The following is a 15,755-nucleotide window of genomic DNA, read 5'->3' as shown; positions in this document are numbered from 1 at the left end:
AGCCCCGTACCGGTGTTCACGAGGCGTGATCAACACTTTGGAAACCCTCGAATGCTTCTACGCCGCGGAGGCGGACTACCTGGCCGCAGGCGGCCCCGGCAAGGGGGACTTCTCCGTGATGGCCGCCCATCTCGCCCCGGACGTCGCGATGTACCAGGCGCCCAGCCTCCCCTACGGCGGGACCTGGCGCGGCCACGACGGCATGGAGCGGTTCATGGCCGTGATGAGCGAGGCGTGGTCGGAGCTGACGTTCCGCGAGCAGCACTGCGCGGTGGACGGCGACACGGTCGCGGTCCGCAACGACTGCGTCTTCCGGGCCCGCGCGACCGGACGGGAGGTGGAGACCTCCGTCCTGCAGTGGATCACGGTCCGGGACGGGCTGGTCAGCGAGTTCCGCCCGTTCTACCTGGACACCGCCGCCGTCCTCGCGGCGCTCAAGGGGTGAGCTCGGCGGCGACCAGCTCGGCGACCTGGGCGGTGTTGAGCGCGGCGCCGTTGCGGAGGTTGTCGCCGCAGAGGAAGAGGTCGAGCGCCTTCGGGTCGTCCAGCGAGCGCCGCACCCGCCCCACCCAGGCGGGATCGGTGCCGACCACGTCCGCCGGCGTCGGGAACTCCTGCGTCTCCGGGTTGTCGCAGAGGACGACGCCGGGCGACCCGGCGAGGACGGCCTGCGCCTCCCGCTGGTCGACCCGCTCCTCGAACACCGCGTGGACCGACAGCGAGTGCCCCGTCACCACCGGGACGCGGACGCACGTCGCCGTCACCCGCAGGTCGCGCAGGCCGAGCACCTTGCGCGACTCGTCCCGGATCTGGAGCTCCTCCGAACTCCAGCCGCCGTCGCGCAGCTCGCCCGCCCACGGGACCACGTTCATCGCGAGCGGCGCCGGGAACGGTCCGAACTCGCCCACCGCGCAGCGCAGGTCGCCCGCGCGGTTGCCGAGCGTCCGGTCGCCGCCGACCTTCTCCATCTGCTCGTACAGCGTGCCGACGCCCGCCAGCCCGGCGCCCGACGCCGCCTGGTAGGACGAGACGACCAGCTCGCGCAGCCCGTACCGGCGGTGCAGCGCCCCGACCACCATGATCATCGACAGCGTCGTGCAGCTCGGGCTCGCGACGATCCCGCGCGGCCGCCGGCGCACCCGCTCCGGATTCACCTCCGGGACGACGAGCGGCACGTCCGGCGCCATCCGGAACGCGCCGGAGTTGTCGACCGCCACGGCGCCGCGCTTCGTCGCGATCGGCACCCACCGCGCGGCCACGTCGTCCGGCACGCCGAACATGGCGATGTCGACGCCGTCGAACACCTCCGGTGCCAGCGGCGCGACCTCGACGTCCGCCCCGCGCAGCTGCAGCGTCCGTCCCGCCGACCGGGGCGAGGCGACCAGCCGGATCTCCCCGTACACGTCGCGGCGGGTGGACAGCAGGTCGAGCATGACGGACCCGACGGCCCCCGTGGCGCCGACGACGGCGAGCGTCGGCCCGCCCGTTCCCCTGGTCATCGCGCCGCGGGCAGTCAGGGCCATGGTCGCACCCACCCTCTCGCCGTCGAGTCGTGTCCGCACGTCCAACCCACTGAACTCCCTGGGGGTGCGGGCGGTTCCCTAAGAGACCCTGCCACCGTCGGGGCGCGGCGTCAGCGTCACGCGCCACAGGACGAACACGGCAAAGCGGGCCGCACGGAGTCCGTGCGGCCCGCCGGGGCGTGCGGTCAGCGGCCGGTGCCGCCGTAGACGACGGCCTCGACCTGCTCGGCGTCCAGGTCGAACGCGCGGTGCGCGGCGGCGACGGCCGTGTCGATGTCGTCCTGGGCGACGACGACCGAGATCCGGATCTCCGAGGTGGAGATCATCTCGATGTTCACGCCGGCCTCGGCGATCGCGCTGAACAGCGACGCGGTGACGCCCGGGTGCGAGCGCATCCCGGCGCCGATCAGCGACACCTTGCCGATGCGGTCGTCGTAGCGCAGCGACTCGAAGCCGATCTTCTCCTTCAGCTTGTTCAGCGCGGTGAGCGCGCTCTGCCCGTCCGTGGACGGCAGCGTGAAGGAGATGTCGGTCCGCCCGGTGGACGCCGCCGACACGTTCTGCACGATCATGTCGATGTTGATCTCGGCCTCGGACAGCACCGTGAAGATCGTGGCGGCCTCACCGACCTTGTCCGGCACCCCCACCACGGTGATCTTGGCCTCGCTCCGGTCGTGCGCGACGCCGGAGATGATCGCCTGCTCCATGTCCTGTCCTTCGATCTCGCTGCTGTCGACGACCCACGTGCCCACCTTCTGACTGAACGAGGACCGCACATGGATCGGGATGTTGTAGCGGCGCGCGTACTCCACGCAGCGCAGATGCAGGATCTTCGCCCCGCTGGCCGCCATCTCCAGCATCTCCTCGTAGGAGATCTTCGGGATCTTGCGGGCGGCGGCCACGATGCGCGGGTCGGCGGTGAAGACGCCGTCGACGTCGGAGTAGATCTCGCAGACGTCGGCGTCCAGCGCCGCCGCGAGCGCGACGGCCGTGGTGTCGGACCCGCCGCGGCCGAGCGTCGTGATGTCCTTGGTCCCCTGCGAGACGCCCTGGAACCCGGCCACGATGCAGATCGAGCCCTCGTCCAGCGCGGTCCGGATCCGGCCCGGCGTCACATCGATGATCTTGGCTTTGCCGTGCGAGCCGTCGGTGATCACACCGGCCTGGGAGCCGGTGAACGAGCGGGCCTCGTGGCCCAGGTTCGCGATGGCCATGGCCAGCAGCGCCATCGAGATCCGCTCGCCGGCGGTGAGCAGCATGTCCAGCTCACGGGCGGGCGGCAGGGGGCTGACCTGCTTGGCCATGTCGATGAGGTCATCCGTCGTGTCGCCCATGGCGGAGACCACGACGACCACGTCGTTGCCCGCCTTCTTAGTCGCGACGATGCGCTGGGCGACCCGCTTGACGCCTTCGGCGTCGGCGACGGAGGAGCCACCGTACTTCTGCACGACAAGAGCCACGGGTGGGCGCTCCTCGGATCGGGGTCAGGCGTTCTGCTCGTCGAGTCTACAGAGCCGGACACACCGGATCACGACCAGGTAACCGTCCGCCCGACCCCCGCGCGCCCACCGCCCCCGTCCTCCTCATTCCGGACCGACCGCTTATTACGAGTCTCTGACGTGCGGCTTCCCGACCTGGCGGTCGGAGTCGTCGCGCTGCGCGACCTGAACGAGTTCGAGGACCCCAACTACGCCAGGTCGACCGGGCGCAAGGTCACCGTGCCGGAGGGGCAGCGGTCCGTCACCTTCCCGATCCGGGTGCAGTCGGAGGACACGACGACCGTCACGTCCCTGGAGGCGTCCGCCAACGGGACCGCGGCGCAGACCGCGATCACCGTCGAGCCGCCGGACTGGCGCGAGCAGACGGTGACGGGCTTCTGGGTGAAGCAGCAGTACGGGCAGGCGATCGCCTTGACCGGCACGACGGTGACCGGCACCGTGCAGATCAAGTCCCCCGCGCCCGTGGGCGGGCTCGCAGTCGACATCCGCAACAACCCGGTCTGGAACGACACCGCCTACTCCGCGCCGTACGTCGTCGTGCCCGCCGGCGCCACCGGCGCCACCTTCCCGATCAGCGTCTCGACCGACCAGAACCCGCGGTACGTCCAGATGACGGCGGACCTCGGCAACGACAAGGCGACCTCCAGCCTGATCGGGACCCCCAAGAAGTTCTCCGTGGGCACTGTGAGGGAGATCCGCAACAAGTCCGGCTACTGGCCGAACTACGGCGTGGTGGGGCTCGGAGACATCTGGCACCCGTTCGGCGCCGTGATCAAGCTGACGAGCGACACCCCGGGCGTCACCGTCCCGCCGGAGCTGCGACTGTCGTCCTCCGACCTCGGCGGAACCTTCCCCATCCAGGTGGACCCGTCGACCCCGATCGGAACGAAGGTCAAGATCACCGCCACCTGGGTCCTCGGCCCCGCCCCGGTGACCACCGAGATCACCATCCAGGACTGAAGCCGACGACCACCGGAAAACCCGGAAGACGGCCGGGCCCTGCGCGAAGCGAGCGGAACAGAGCCCGGCCAGGCGGGGCGAGGTAGGCACGCTCCACGTGCACGTCTGACGCTTCGGGCGATTTGAACGGCCATGGGCCAATATGTAAACGCCATGGAGCCTGACGACCGGCGTTCATCAATAATCTGAAAGCGAGGGCGGTGCGCGGGCGAGTTCCGTACCGAGGGGTGCCGATGCGGCGTCCATCACGAATACCATTTGTATCGCGGATATCCGAATGGAACCGTGAGCGGACTTCCTGGGTCCTCTGCGAGGGAGTGCACGCGAACGTCCTGGCACTGGCAGCCGAGTTGGCCGCCCAGGGCGCGAGGCCGCGTTCCATAGAGCATGCCCAGCTCGTTCAGAACGCCCTTATTGCTCTGGAGAGCGCGTGCCGTGTCATCGACGTCGACGAGCATCCCCGGGGACGGACGGCGTCCCACGTGGCCGCGGCGCAGATGCACGTCAATTCGGCACGCACCATGTGGTGGCGGACACTCTCTCCCGAGGAACTCGCACCGCATCTGCCGGACCTGCTCGCCATCATCAAGCAGCACCTCCCCGCGGACGACACGCGCCGGATCGCCGCTGAGGAGGCCGCGGGGACCCTTCACAAGGTGCATCTGGCAAACCCCGACGGCACTGGCCGGGGGCCGGTGACAGGCGCCGCAGGCCAATCTCCGCTTTCGGCCCTGGGGCTGTCGGTCGCGCTGGACGCGGTCGATGCCGCTCGAGAGGCGTCCTTGAAGGAGAGGCTGCGCGCTGTAAGCTTCGCGCGGCTCGTCTGGCTCGCCGCATTCGGCTTGTTCTGCCTCGCGTGCGGCATCGCCGTGGTCGGGGGCGTCTGGAAGGCGGCCGTGCCACTGTGCTTCACGCCCGAGAACCTCTCCCGGCAGGCGGTCGCCTGTCCCACCAAGTCCGTCAGTCCGCCGCCTCCGGGTTCTCCCGGCTCGGTCGCCTCTCCGGGGGACTACGCCATCGTCGAGATCGCCGGGATGACAGCGGCTTGCATCGCGGCGGCCTCCGCACTGCGAAAGGTCAAGGGAGCCACGACCACCTTCGGGATCCCGGTGGCGCTGGCCCTGTTGAAACTCCCCACCGGGGCGCTTGTGGCAGTGCTGGGCATCCTTCTCCTGCGGGGCGGGTTCATCCCAGGGCTGAGCGCCCTCGACACGTCGGGCCAGATCATCGCCTGGGCGGTGCTGCTGGGCTACTCCCAGGAACTGTTCACCAACTTCGTGGACAGGCAAGGCCGCCAAGTGCTGGAAGGCGTGCGCGGGACCGCCGATCCGAAGACGACGCAGGGGACCGCCGTTCCGGAGTCGACGGCAACGACGTCAGTGCCAGTACCGGTTCCGGGACCGAGCAGCGACGGTGGCCAGCAGTCCGCGAACACCGACAGATGAACGATCCACCGATTCCCGTCCGCTTCAGGGGCCGGCCACGCGGTCCCGAATCAGCCGGAACGAAACACATGAGGAGGTGATCAGCGTGACTGATCAGAGTGTTCAGGAAGCCGTGCAGGCTCCGCCCTGGCCGGGTCGGTTCCTCGCCCTGATGAAGGGTGACGACGTCCGCACCTGGCAGGACAAGATGCGCCAGCGCGGCTGGACGAGCCTTGTGGTCGACGGCATCTACGGCACCCACTCGGAGGAGGTCTGCATAGCCTTCCAGAAGGAGAAGGGGCTGAACGCCGACGGCATCGTCGGACCCCAGACCTGGGAGGCGACCTGGAAGGCGCCGATCACATAGCGTCCTTCCGCTCACGCACAACGGGCGTGCCGGCCACGGCACGCCCTCGACACGGGGAATGATCACAGGCCCGGGCGGACCCTGCTCGACGTGACACGGCGCAGGTGGTGGCGCTCTTCGGCGGCGCTGGGTCAGGGTCGGCGCGGGCACGATGCCGAGGCCGATGTCGAGCATGGTGAGGCCGGTCTGCCAAGCCGTCCGCGCCGGTGATGGTCCAATGCGGGACGCGGCTGTGGTGTGACTCGGCTCCTCTCAGCCGAGGCGGCGGTTCTCCTGGTGGGTGTCGGTTATCTCTTGTTACCGGCTGGTGCGTCCGACACCATGAGTGAGCATGGAAGACGGAACTTTCGCGTCCCCGGGTTGCTGCGGGGTCACCGCCGCCGACGAGGACGTTCTGCAGTGGGACACCCGCAACGACTGCGAGGTCCGGCAGATCCTCGACCGCATCGCCGACAAGTGGTCCCTGCTCGTCATCGCGCTGCTGGACCAGCGGTCGCTGCGCTTCACCGAGCTGCGCCGCCGGATCGACGGCATCAGCCAGCGGATGCTCGCGCGGACGCTCCGGCACCTCGAACGGGACGGGCTCGTCAGCCGCACCGTCCACCCGACCGTCCCGCCGCGCGTCGACTATGCGCTCACGCCGATGGGCGCGACCCTGCACGACACGATCCGGTCGCTCGTGGTGTGGACGGAGCAGCACCAAAGCGCTATCGCCGCCGCCCGGACCGCCTATGACGCCCGGATCGAGGCCGAACGGCGGGCGGCGGAGCAGGAGGCGGCCGAACGGGACGCCGTCGCCCACGACGTCCTCGCCTACCGGCGCTGACCTCACTTCTTCGTGGAGCGGGGACGCTAGAGCTTCGGCGGGCCCTGTTCGATGCGGCGGAGGACGGGGGCGAGGCGTTCGTTGTCCTCGGTGCCGATGAGCCGGCGCTCGTCCCACCAGGTGGCGCCGGCGTCGTGCAGGGGGCCGACCACGTCGCGGGCGTCGGCGGGGCTGGCGCCGCCGACGACGATCTCGAAGGGGCCGTCGCCCTCCCGCTGCCGCCGGACGTAGTCGACCAGGTCGCGGACGTCCTCGACGGCGGGTGCGCGGCCGTGCGAGCCGGGGCCGAACAGCGGGACGGCGCCGTCCCAGCGGGCGGCCCGCCGCATCGGCCGCCGGTTCGGCCAGAAGCCGGCGATCCAGACCGGCGGCCGCGGCCGCTGGGCCGTGGCGGGGAGAAGCGCCACGTCCTCCGCCTGGTAGTGCCGCCCGTGGTGGGTGACGGGTTCGCCGGACCAGTAGCGTTCGAGCAGGCCGAGCCCCTCGTCCAGACGCTCGGCCAGCACGGCGGGGTCGGTGGGTTCGCCGAACGCGCCGTACTCGTCGGCGACCGGCCCGCCGAGCCCCGCCGCGAAGACCACCCGTCCGCCGCTGAGGACGTCCAGCGTGGCGACCTGGCGGGCCAGCTGCTGCGGACGCCGCCGCGGGACGGGCGTGACCAGCGTGCCGAGCCTGATCCGGCTGGTCGCCAGCGCCGCCGCCGTCAGCAGCATCCACGGGTCGCCGAAGGACTTGCGCGCGCTCCTCACGTGGACGACGTGGTCCCACACGAAGAGCCCGTCCCACCCGGCCTGCTCCGCCGCCTCCGCGACCCGCGCGACGGTCCGCGGATCGGCGAAGTCGCCGAAGTTCGGAATGTTGATCGAGTACCGCATCCCCGCATGCTGCGCCGCCCCGGACGGCCCCGGCAAACGATTTAGCCGGGGCTTCATCCTTGGTCGCGTCGAGGCGGCGCTTCCGTCCCAGCGCTTCGCCTGGGTCAGCGGCGAGCGGGGTCCGTGGACAGCTCGGAGAGGTTCATCGCCATCGCGCGGTGGACGGCGGGGATCCAGTCGAGGGTGCGCAGCAGGGTGTTGCGCATCCCGCGCAGCACCGGGCTGCCCACGGTCGCGACGTGGGTCATCCTGTCGGTGAACGCGACGACCTGCTCGGCGACGGGACGGCGCTCCGCCTCGTACTCGTCCAGCACGGAGTCGGGGGCGCCGTCGCCCAGGACGGCGGCGAGCTTGCCGGCGAGGTTGAGGGCGTCCTGGATGCCGGTGTTCATGCCCTGCCCGCCCGCCGGGCTGTGGACGTGGGCGGAGTCGCCGGCCAGGAAGACGCGGCCCGCGCGGTAGTGCGCCGCCAGCCTGTGGTGGACGCGGAAGCGGGAACTCCACACGACGTCCTTGACCCGCGCCGGGTGCTGCTTGGGGCCGCGCGCGTCCAGGAGCGTCTGGACGTCGGCGGCGGTCGGGGCCGGGGGCGCCTCGTCGACGGTCGCGACGATGCGGTGCCGCCCGCCGGGGAGCGGCGCGACGACCGTGACGCCCTCCGCCGAGAAGAACAGCATGACCTCCTCGCTGCCGCCGGCCCAGTCCAGGTGCACGTCGGCGAGGACGAACGACTGCGGGTAGGCGTCGCCCTCGAAGGCGATCCCGGCGTGCTCGCGGACGATGCTGTGCATGCCGTCCGTCCCGACCGCGTAGGCGGCGCGGATCTGCTCGCCGCCGGCCAGGGTCGCGGTCACCCCTTCGCCGTCCTGCTCCAGACCCGTCACCTCGAACGGCCGGTGCACGAGGCCGCCCTCCTGCCGCAGCCGTGCGAGCAGGATCTCCTCGGTGACGTTCTGGGGGACGAGCAGCGTGTAGGGGAACTCGGTCGGCAGGTCGCCGAACTCGACGGTGAGCAGCACGCGGTCCCGCTCCCGGACGGTGAAGCGCGGCACGATGATCCCGCACTCGACCAGCTCGTCGGTCACCTTGAGCTCGCGCAGCGCCTCCAGCGTGCGGGCATGGACCACGGCCGCCCGGGAGGTGTTCGCGCCCTCCGCCGCCTTGTCCAGCAGGACGGCGTCCACTCCCTTCTGCCGCAGGGAGGCGGCGAGGGACAGCCCCACGGGCCCCGCGCCGATCACGAGCACGTCGGTGGACTTCGGAACAGCGTTCATGGTCACTCCAGGTGCCAATGGCCGTTTGCCAACAGTTGATGGCCAACTGATGTTGGACTCTAGACCGAGACCGCCGTGTTTGCCAACGCTTGATGGCATATGTTGGCGGGCATGGCTTTCACCGAGCGTTCAGCGGCGACCCGGACGGCCATCCTCGGCGCGGCCCGGCGCCGGTTCGCCGAGGACGGCTACGAGCGCACGACGATCCGGGCGATCGCGGCGGACGCGGACATCGACCCGTCCATGGTCATCCGGTACTTCGGCAGCAAGGCCGAGCTCTACGCCGCCGCCTCGGCCATCGATCTCGCCGTACCCGACCTCAGCGGCGCCGACGACGTGGCGGCCGCCTACATCCAGGCCTTCCTGGCCAGGTGGGAGGCCGGCGAGAACACCGCCGAGGCCGTCCTGCTGCGCACCGCCCCCACTCACCCCGACGCCGCGGCCCGCGTCCAGGCGATCTTCGACAAGGAGATCGTCCCCGCCCTGGAGAAGGTCCTGCCGGACGACCCCGCCGTCCGCGAGCGCGCCGCCCTGCTGCTGAGCCAGACCCTCGGCATGGCCTACGGCCGCTACCTGCTGGGCATCGAACCCCTGGCGTCCATGGACGTCCGCGAGATCGCCGCGATGGCCGCGCAGGCCGCCAAGGTCCCTCTCCACGCTCCGCGCAACCCGTCTTAAGGCACCCCGGCGCCGCCGTTCAGAACTCGCTGCCCTGATGGTGCTCGTCCTCAGCGTCTGGACGGGCGGCCTCTCGGGCGGGCGTCGTCTTCCGGCGGTCTCGGTCAAGGTGTAGGCGGAGCGGCCCTGCCGGACATCTCTGGGCGACACCGACCCGAGAGATGGGAGCCGGCGTGCCGGATCCAGACGGGGAGTTCACCCGGTTGTGGGACGCGCACTACGACGACGTGCTCAGGTACGCGGCGCGTCGGATCGACCCCGACACGGCCCGGGACGTCGCCGCGGAGACGTTCCTGGTCGCCTGGCGGCGGCGCGGCGACATCCCGCCCGACCGCCCGTTCCCATGGCTGCTGAACGTCGCCCGCAACGTCCTCGCCAACGAGATGCGCGGCCACCGCAGGCGCACGCGGCTGTGGAGCCGGCTGCGGGGCGACCGCCCGCACGCCCCCGCCCCGGCCGCCGACGTGGCGTCCGGTCTGGCCGAAGGCGGGCGCATAGCCGCCGCGCTCGGGCGCCTGTCCGCCCGCGACCGCGAGGTCCTCCAGCTCGTCGGCTGGGACGGCCTCGACGCGCGGGCCGCGGCGACCGCGGCTGGCTGCTCGGTCAAGACGTTCTCCGTGCGCCTGCACCGCGCCCGGCGCCGCCTGACCGCCGCCCTCGCCGAGATCGACGCCGCCGACCGTCCCGCACCCGCCGCCCCGCTGCAGAGGAGCCACCAGGTATGAACGACCTCGACGAAGTCCGCCGCATCATGGCCCCGGCCGACCCGTGCCCGCCGGGCGCCTTCGACGGCGCCGCCCACGACCGGGCCGGACGCGCGGCCTACGAGCGGATCACGGCGTCGGAGGCCCGCCGCTCCGGCCCGTCCCGCCGGACGACGTTCCGCCTCGTCGCCGCGGGCGGCGTCGCCGGGGCGCTCATCGCCGGCGCCGCCTTCGCCACGGGCGGCAGCGGCGAGCAGCCGGCGCCCGTGGCGGCGACGGAGACGCAGCAGGTGCTGAACGTCGCCGCGACGTTCGCGCTGAAGCAGCCGTTCACCGCGCCGCGTCCCGGCCAGTGGGTCTACACCGAGACCCGCTACCGGCGCAGCGGCGTCCCCGGCCGCGGCCAGGTCGTCAAGCCGGGGTCGCCGCTGAAGACGCAGGTCGACCGGAACTGGGTCCGGGCGGACGGCAGGCGTATGGCGTTGTACGACCACGGCAAGCTCGTCACCTCCGCCACGGGCGGGGGGATGCCGCCGATCGACTACGCCGCCGTCGCCAAGCTGCCCACCGACCCGGACGGCATGCTGGCCTGGGCTCGCGCTCAGGAGATCCCGACCGAACCGAACGGGGGCGCGTTCCAGCTGCTCGGGTCACTGCTGCTGAACAACGGCGCGCTGCCGCCCGCGCAGACCGCCGCCGCCTACCGCGCGATGGCGAAGATCCCCGGCGTCACCGTGGACCGGGCCGCCAAGGACGGGGCGGGACACAAGGCGATCTCGGTCTCGTTCCTCATCGAGGGCTGGGCGAAGGACGAGGTCCTCCTGGACCCGTCCACCTACGCCTACCAGGGCCACCGCACCACCGTCGCCAAGGATCACACCATGCCGGACGGGGGGCGCTTCCTGACGGGCGCCGTTGAGAGCTACTCCGTCCGTCTGGCGGCGGGCGTCGTGGACCGTCCAGGCCAGCGTCCCTGACGTTCCATCGTTGCGCCGAGGGTCGTCCGGTCAACCCGACCGGGCGGCCCTCGCCGCGTCCCGGCTCGCTGAGGCGCTGGTGACGCAAGGGTTGCTCCGCCGTAAGCGGTATGAGGCGCTCCCGGCCACCGTCAAGATCTTCTCGGCGGACCACCCTTGGGTGGGGTCAAGCGTCTATGTGAATGCAGGCGTCTGCGGGGTGCCGTGGTTCATCCCGGCCATCGGGGATCCGCTGCGTCCGTGCCATGACCCGGCGGGGGCGGGTGCGGCGATGATCGAGCTGATGGGAGAGCTGATGAGCGGATTCGACGAGTTGCCGAGGGTTCGCCGGGGACCGGTGCCGTCCCTGTACGCGGCGCTGCGGCGGAGGGCGCCGCAGGTCGCGGCGGCGCGGCCGGACGGTGAGGCGTTACTGCACGTCTCCTACCGCGGGCAGGAGGCGCAGGTCGCCTGGGACGACGACCTCGAGCAGTACGCGTGGCGCCGCGGGGGGAGCGGGCAGATCGGCTCGGATGCCGAGAAGGCGGCCGAGCTGATCGCGTGGGCGCTGGGCGCGCGGACCGGCCCCGCCACGTCCGGCTAGGTCGGCGCACGGCCGGTCGGGCCAGGCGGATGCGCGATCGGGCCAGGCGGAGGCGCGGTCGGGTAGGCGGCGGGCGGTCGGGTCAGGCGGGGGCGGCTTCCGTGGCCGCTTCCGTGGCGACGCTCAGGCGGGCGTTGGCGACGAAGGCGTGCAGAGCGCGGAGCGCGGCGCCGGCGTGGTTGCCCCAGTGGTTGAAGTAGGAGTACTGCCACCACCAGAGGGCTTCCAGCGGACGGTCCTGGTTGTAGTGGCGGAGGCCGTGGACGAGGTCGCTGGCCACGTCGACCAGGTCGTCCGACAGGCGGTAGGGGGTCGGCTCGGTGTCCTTGTAGGGATCGAAGACCTCGATGTAGTCGTCCATGGACTGGAGGCGCTCGGCCAGGCCCTGCCGGATCGAGTCGAGGTCGGGGTCGTCGCCCACCTCGGGCTCCCAGTTGTCCGGGAGGATCACGTCGGCGCTGGCGCCGAGCTGCGCGCCGGCCAGGATGACCTGCGACACCTCCAGCAGGAGCAGCGGGATGGTGTGCACCCCTCCGTCACCGCGGGCGACCGCCTCCAGGCCGTTCAGGTAGTTGTCGACGTGGCACGCCACGCGCTCGGCGAGGGCGTTCCAGTCCTGCGGGCTGTTGGTGTCAGACATCGAGCAGCCTCCGTCCTTCGAATGCGCGGCCCAGCGTGACCTCGTCGGCGTACTCGAGGTCGCCACCCACCGGCAGGCCGCTGGCCAGGCGGGTGACCGTGATGCCCATGGGCTTGACCAGCCGGGCGAGATACGTCGCCGTCGCCTCGCCTTCCAGGTTGGGGTCGGTGGCGAGGATGAGCTCGGTCACCGTCCCGTCCGCGAGCCGCTGCATCAGCTCGCGGATGCGCAGGTCGTCCGGCCCGACGCCCTCGATCGGGCTGATCGCGCCGCCGAGCACGTGGTAGCGGCCCCGGAACTCGCGGGTCTTCTCGATCGCGACGACGTCCTTCGACTCCTCCACCACGCAGATGATGTGGGGGTCGCGGCGCGCGTCACGGCAGATCCGGCACTCCTCTTCCTCCGCGACGTTCCCGCACGTCTTGCAGAAGCGGACCTTGTCCTTGACCTCCTTGAGCGCCTTGCCGAGGCGCTCGACGTCGGCCGGATCGGCGGCGAGGAGGTGGAAGGCGATCCGCTGCGCGCTCTTGGGGCCGACGCCGGGCAGCCTGCCCAGCTCGTCGATGAGGTTCTGAACCACCCCTTCGTACAACGGACCCCTCCTTTACTGGTCGTGTGCCGCTCGCGCCCGGTTCAGGCGCCGCCGAGGCCGGGGAAGCCGCCGGGGATGCCCCCGCCGCCGCCGAGGCCCTGGGCGAGCGGGCCCATCTTCTCCTGCTGGAGCTCCTGCGCCTCGCGGGCGGCGTCGCGGATCGCGGCCAGCACCAGGTCGGCCACCGTCTCCGCCGTGTCGGCCGGGTCGTCGGTGTCGATCGCCTTCGGGTCGATCGACAGGCCCGTGACCTCGCCCTGCCCGTTGACCTTCGCGGTGACGAGCCCGCCGCCGGCGGTCCCCGTCACCTCGGTCTCCGCGAGCTCGCGCTGGGCGTTGAAGAGCTGCTCCTGCATGGCCTGTGCCTGCTGGAGGAGTTCCTGCATGTTCAGCTGACCACCGGGTTCCACGGTGCACTCCCCAATCCGGCCCCCGAGGGCCTGCTCTCTGGCGCTCCGCCAGCCACCGGACGTCCGTCCCACGAGACTACGGGTTCCCAGGCCGTTTCGGTAAGCGAGGACCTCGGCACGCCATTTCGGAAGCACGTCCGGGATGCGGCCCCCTCCGGCGCGCTACGGGGCGGAGTTGTCGATCTCGCGGATGATCTGGCCGCCGAGCTCCCGCTGGATGAGCGCCATCCCGCTCATCTCGGCCTCGGTGCCGTCGGCGTCGGCGTCGCCTTCCGGGTCGACCTCGTCGCTCTCGTCCACGGGAGAGGGCTCGGGCGGCGGCGGAGGCTCGTCCGGCGGCGGGGGCGGGGGCTCCGGCGCCCGGTCGGCCCTCGGCGCGGACGGCTGAGCAGACGGCTGGAAGGGCGGCCGCGGCTGTGGTGCCGGGTTCGGTGTGGCCGCCCCACCGAACCCTGCGCTAGGGCCCGGCCGTCCCCCTGGCGGAGACCCGCCGGGTGCCCCGCCGACGACGGTCTCTATCCGCCAGTCGACGCCCATCCGCTCCTTGAAGACCTCGCGCAGGACGGCGTCGCGGCCGCCGTTGACGAAGCCGAGGCGCCGCCCCTCCGCGTCGAAGCCGAGCGTCAGGACCTTGCCGTCCAGGGACACCGGCTGGACCCCGGACATGATGACCATCCAGGTGGCGCGGCTCTTCTGCTTGACGGCCTCGACGACGTCCGGCCAGAGGCGCTGGATGGTGGAGAAGTCCGTTCCTCCGGCCCCTCCGCCGGGCGCGGGTGGTGGGCTGGAGGGCGCGGACGGTGCGCTGGGCGCGGGTCGCGCGGCGGGCGCAGGCCGCGCGGTGGCCGGTGAACCTGTGGTCGGTGCACCCGTGGCTGGTCCGCCTGGGGCCGGTCCGCCCGTGGTTGGGGCGGCCGCGGCGGGGGCGGATCCGCGGTTATCCACAGAACCGGGTTCTGCGGGTGCCATACCGGGGCTGGGGTTGACACTGGAAGTGGGGTCGGCCCCCCGGGAGGGAGGGGACTGGGTTCCGTGCGTTGCGGAACCGCCATTCTGGGACGGCGCCGCACCGGCCGAGCCGGACGTCCCTTCGGCCGCCCCACCGTGCCCGGACGCTCCCTGCCCCCCGCCGGCGTGCCCCGGAGCCGCCCCGGGAGCCGGTGCCGCGGACGCGAAGGCCTGCGCCAGAGGGTCACCGCCCTGGCCGCCGAACCCGCCCTGGCCACCACCGCCACTGAAACCGCCCTGGGACGCCTGGCGCTCCAGACGGTCGAGCCGGGCGAACATGGACGCCTCGTCCTCGTACGCGGCCGGCAGCAGGATCCGCGCGCAGATCAGTTCGAGCAGCAGCCGCGGGGACGTGGCACCGCGCATCTCGGTGAGGCCGGTGTGCAGCAGGTCGGCCGCGCGGGTCAGTTCGCCCGGCCCCATCGAGGAGGCCTGGCGCCGCATCTGCTCCAGCTCGTCGGGCGGGACGTTCAGCAGCCCCGTCCCCCCGGCCTCCGGCACGTTCGACAGGATCACCAGGTCGCGGACGCGTTCCAGCAGGTCGGCCGTGAAGCGGCGCGGGTCCTGGCCGCTCTCGATCACGCGGTCGATCGCGGCGAACACGGCGGCGCCGTCCCGGGCCGCGAAGGCCGCGATGACCTCGTCCAGCAGCGCGGAGTCGGTGTAGCCGAGCAGCGACACGGCCCGCGCGTACGTGATGCCCTTCTCGTCCGATCCGGCGAGGAGCTGGTCCAGGATCGACAGCGTGTCGCGGGCGGAACCCGCCCCGGCCCGCACGGCCAGCGGCAGCGCGGACGCCTCGTACGGGACGTCCTCGCTCTGCAGGATCTCCTCGACGAGGTCTTGCAGGACGCCGGGCGGGATCAGCCGGAACGGGTAGTGGTGGGTCCGGGACCGGATCGTCCCGATGACCTTCTCGGGCTCGGTCGTCGCGAACACGAACTTCAGGTGCGGCGGCGGCTCCTCGACGAGCTTCAGCAGCGCGTTGAAGCCCTCGCGGGTGACCATGTGCGCCTCGTCGATGATGTACACCTTGAAGCGCGCCGACACCGGGGCGAAGAAGGCCCGTTCCCGCAGGTCGCGGGCGTCGTCCACACCACCGTGGGACGCGGCGTCGATCTCGATCACATCGATGTGCCCGTTGCCGGACGGCCCGAGCGCGACGCACGAGTCGCACTTGCCGCACGGGTCGGGGGTCGGCCCCTCCTCGCAGTTCAGCGAGCGGGCGAGGATCCGGGCGCTGGACGTCTTGCCGCAGCCGCGCGGCCCGCTGAACAGGTACGCGTGGTTGATCCGGCCGTTGCGCAGCGCCTGCTGGAGGGGCTCGGCGACGTGTTCCTGCCCCTTCAGCTCGGCGAACGTCGCTGGCCGGTACTTGCGGTACAGAGCCAGACTCATCGGGGGTCCGCCCTCCC

17 protein-coding genes are annotated in these 15,755 nt (G+C 71.8%); 9 read left to right on the top strand and 8 right to left on the bottom strand.

All coding sequences use genetic code 11. The annotated features are described in order from the left end of the window. Window positions 1-25 precede the first annotated feature (25 nt). Entirely contained in the window at window positions 26-445 is a 420-nt protein-coding gene (locus AB0C21_RS10275) for a nuclear transport factor 2 family protein (RefSeq protein ID WP_500203691.1), read from the top strand. Here AB0C21_RS10275 and AB0C21_RS10270 read toward each other — a convergent pair. After that, window positions 435-1,523, bottom strand: a complete 1,089-nt coding sequence (locus AB0C21_RS10270; protein WP_500203690.1) for an aspartate-semialdehyde dehydrogenase — start codon at window positions 1,521-1,523, stop codon at window positions 435-437. The two genes, AB0C21_RS10275 and AB0C21_RS10270, sit on opposite strands and share 11 nt — an antisense overlap. Before the next feature lie 185 nt (window positions 1,524-1,708). Beyond that, window positions 1,709-2,983 (bottom strand): aspartate kinase, encoded by a 1,275-nt coding sequence (locus tag AB0C21_RS10265; protein WP_149262887.1) that lies wholly within the window; start codon window positions 2,981-2,983, stop codon window positions 1,709-1,711. A gap of 159 nt (window positions 2,984-3,142) precedes the next feature. On the opposite strand from AB0C21_RS10265, the gene AB0C21_RS10260 reads away from it, so the two are divergent. The 4 genes from AB0C21_RS10260 (at window position 3,143) to AB0C21_RS10245 (ending at window position 6,599) form a co-directional block, all read left to right on the top strand. Continuing rightward, entirely contained in the window at window positions 3,143-3,982 is an 840-nt protein-coding gene (locus AB0C21_RS10260) for a hypothetical protein (protein WP_500203689.1), read from the top strand. Between the two features lie 317 nt (window positions 3,983-4,299). After that, window positions 4,300-5,427: a hypothetical protein gene (locus AB0C21_RS10255; protein WP_500203688.1), complete on the top strand. Its 1,128-nt coding sequence runs from the start codon at window positions 4,300-4,302 to the stop codon at window positions 5,425-5,427. An 85-nt stretch (window positions 5,428-5,512) separates the two neighbouring features. Beyond that, window positions 5,513-5,773: a peptidoglycan-binding domain-containing protein gene (locus AB0C21_RS10250; protein ID WP_500203687.1), complete on the top strand. Its 261-nt coding sequence runs from the start codon at window positions 5,513-5,515 to the stop codon at window positions 5,771-5,773. A gap of 331 nt (window positions 5,774-6,104) precedes the next feature. Then, window positions 6,105-6,599: a winged helix-turn-helix transcriptional regulator gene (locus AB0C21_RS10245; RefSeq protein ID WP_500203686.1), complete on the top strand. Its 495-nt coding sequence runs from the start codon at window positions 6,105-6,107 to the stop codon at window positions 6,597-6,599. A 26-nt stretch (window positions 6,600-6,625) separates the two neighbouring features. Here AB0C21_RS10245 and AB0C21_RS10240 read toward each other — a convergent pair whose 3' ends face one another. Together AB0C21_RS10240 and AB0C21_RS10235 are read right to left on the bottom strand one after the other, a co-directional pair. Further along, entirely contained in the window at window positions 6,626-7,474 is an 849-nt protein-coding gene (locus AB0C21_RS10240) for an LLM class flavin-dependent oxidoreductase (protein ID WP_500203685.1), read from the bottom strand. 104 nt (window positions 7,475-7,578) lie between these two features. Further along, window positions 7,579-8,748 carry an FAD-dependent oxidoreductase gene (locus AB0C21_RS10235; protein WP_500203684.1) on the bottom strand — a complete coding sequence of 390 codons (1,170 nt, stop codon included), beginning with the start codon at window positions 8,746-8,748 and terminating at the stop codon, window positions 7,579-7,581. Window positions 8,749-8,859: 111 nt separating this feature from the next. Here AB0C21_RS10235 and AB0C21_RS10230 point away from each other — a divergent pair, with 111 nt between their 5' ends. From AB0C21_RS10230 to AB0C21_RS10215, 4 genes are all read left to right on the top strand, one after another. After that, entirely contained in the window at window positions 8,860-9,426 is a 567-nt protein-coding gene (locus AB0C21_RS10230) for a TetR/AcrR family transcriptional regulator (protein ID WP_500203683.1), read from the top strand. Between the two features lie 173 nt (window positions 9,427-9,599). Further along, complete coding sequence (locus AB0C21_RS10225; RefSeq protein WP_500203682.1) at window positions 9,600-10,151, top strand: RNA polymerase sigma factor; 552 nt, start codon at window positions 9,600-9,602, stop codon at window positions 10,149-10,151. Beyond that, window positions 10,148-11,107 (top strand): CU044_5270 family protein, encoded by a 960-nt coding sequence (locus AB0C21_RS10220; RefSeq protein ID WP_500203681.1) that lies wholly within the window; start codon window positions 10,148-10,150, stop codon window positions 11,105-11,107. The genes AB0C21_RS10225 and AB0C21_RS10220 overlap by 4 nt, the downstream gene beginning before the upstream one ends. Before the next feature lie 271 nt (window positions 11,108-11,378). After that, window positions 11,379-11,690 (top strand): hypothetical protein, encoded by a 312-nt coding sequence (locus AB0C21_RS10215; protein WP_500203680.1) that lies wholly within the window; start codon window positions 11,379-11,381, stop codon window positions 11,688-11,690. A gap of 82 nt (window positions 11,691-11,772) precedes the next feature. Here the strand turns inward: AB0C21_RS10215 and AB0C21_RS10210 are convergent, their stop codons facing one another. The 4 genes from AB0C21_RS10210 to AB0C21_RS10195 form a co-directional block, all read right to left on the bottom strand. Beyond that, window positions 11,773-12,330 carry a DUF5063 domain-containing protein gene (locus AB0C21_RS10210; RefSeq protein WP_500203679.1) on the bottom strand — a complete coding sequence of 186 codons (558 nt, stop codon included), beginning with the start codon at window positions 12,328-12,330 and terminating at the stop codon, window positions 11,773-11,775. Next, complete coding sequence (recR, locus tag AB0C21_RS10205; protein ID WP_141579784.1) at window positions 12,323-12,922, bottom strand: recombination mediator RecR; 600 nt, start codon at window positions 12,920-12,922, stop codon at window positions 12,323-12,325. The genes AB0C21_RS10210 and recR overlap by 8 nt, the downstream gene beginning before the upstream one ends. A 41-nt stretch (window positions 12,923-12,963) precedes the next feature. Further along, entirely contained in the window at window positions 12,964-13,332 is a 369-nt protein-coding gene (locus tag AB0C21_RS10200; RefSeq protein WP_149262876.1) for a YbaB/EbfC family nucleoid-associated protein, read from the bottom strand. A gap of 162 nt (window positions 13,333-13,494) precedes the next feature. Continuing rightward, window positions 13,495-15,738, bottom strand: coding sequence for a DNA polymerase III subunit gamma and tau (locus AB0C21_RS10195; protein WP_500203678.1), 2,244 nt, complete (start codon window positions 15,736-15,738; stop codon window positions 13,495-13,497). Window positions 15,739-15,755 lie beyond the last annotated feature (17 nt).

This window comes from Spirillospora sp. NPDC049024, from assembly GCF_040649235.1.
Classification (GTDB): domain Bacteria; phylum Actinomycetota; class Actinomycetes; order Streptosporangiales; family Streptosporangiaceae; genus Spirillospora.
This window is presented reverse-complemented; position numbering and strand designations above follow the sequence as displayed.

Bases quoted from the DNA above. Each gene is read 5' to 3' on its own strand.
- AB0C21_RS10270 (WP_500203690.1), bottom strand. From the start codon at position 1,523: ATGGCCCTGACTGCCCGCGGCGCGATGACCAGGGGAACGGGCGGGCCG.
- AB0C21_RS10245 (WP_500203686.1), top strand. From the start codon at position 6,105: ATGGAAGACGGAACTTTCGCGTCCCCGGGTTGCTGCGGGGTCACCGCC.
- AB0C21_RS10240 (WP_500203685.1), bottom strand. From the start codon at position 7,474: ATGCGGTACTCGATCAACATTCCGAACTTCGGCGACTTCGCCGATCCG.
- AB0C21_RS10235 (WP_500203684.1), bottom strand. From the start codon at position 8,748: ATGAACGCTGTTCCGAAGTCCACCGACGTGCTCGTGATCGGCGCGGGG.
- AB0C21_RS10230 (WP_500203683.1), top strand. From the start codon at position 8,860: ATGGCTTTCACCGAGCGTTCAGCGGCGACCCGGACGGCCATCCTCGGC.
- AB0C21_RS10220 (WP_500203681.1), top strand. From the start codon at position 10,148: ATGAACGACCTCGACGAAGTCCGCCGCATCATGGCCCCGGCCGACCCG.
- AB0C21_RS10215 (WP_500203680.1), top strand. From the start codon at position 11,379: ATGATCGAGCTGATGGGAGAGCTGATGAGCGGATTCGACGAGTTGCCG.
- AB0C21_RS10210 (WP_500203679.1), bottom strand. From the start codon at position 12,330: ATGTCTGACACCAACAGCCCGCAGGACTGGAACGCCCTCGCCGAGCGC.
- AB0C21_RS10195 (WP_500203678.1), bottom strand. From the start codon at position 15,738: ATGAGTCTGGCTCTGTACCGCAAGTACCGGCCAGCGACGTTCGCCGAG.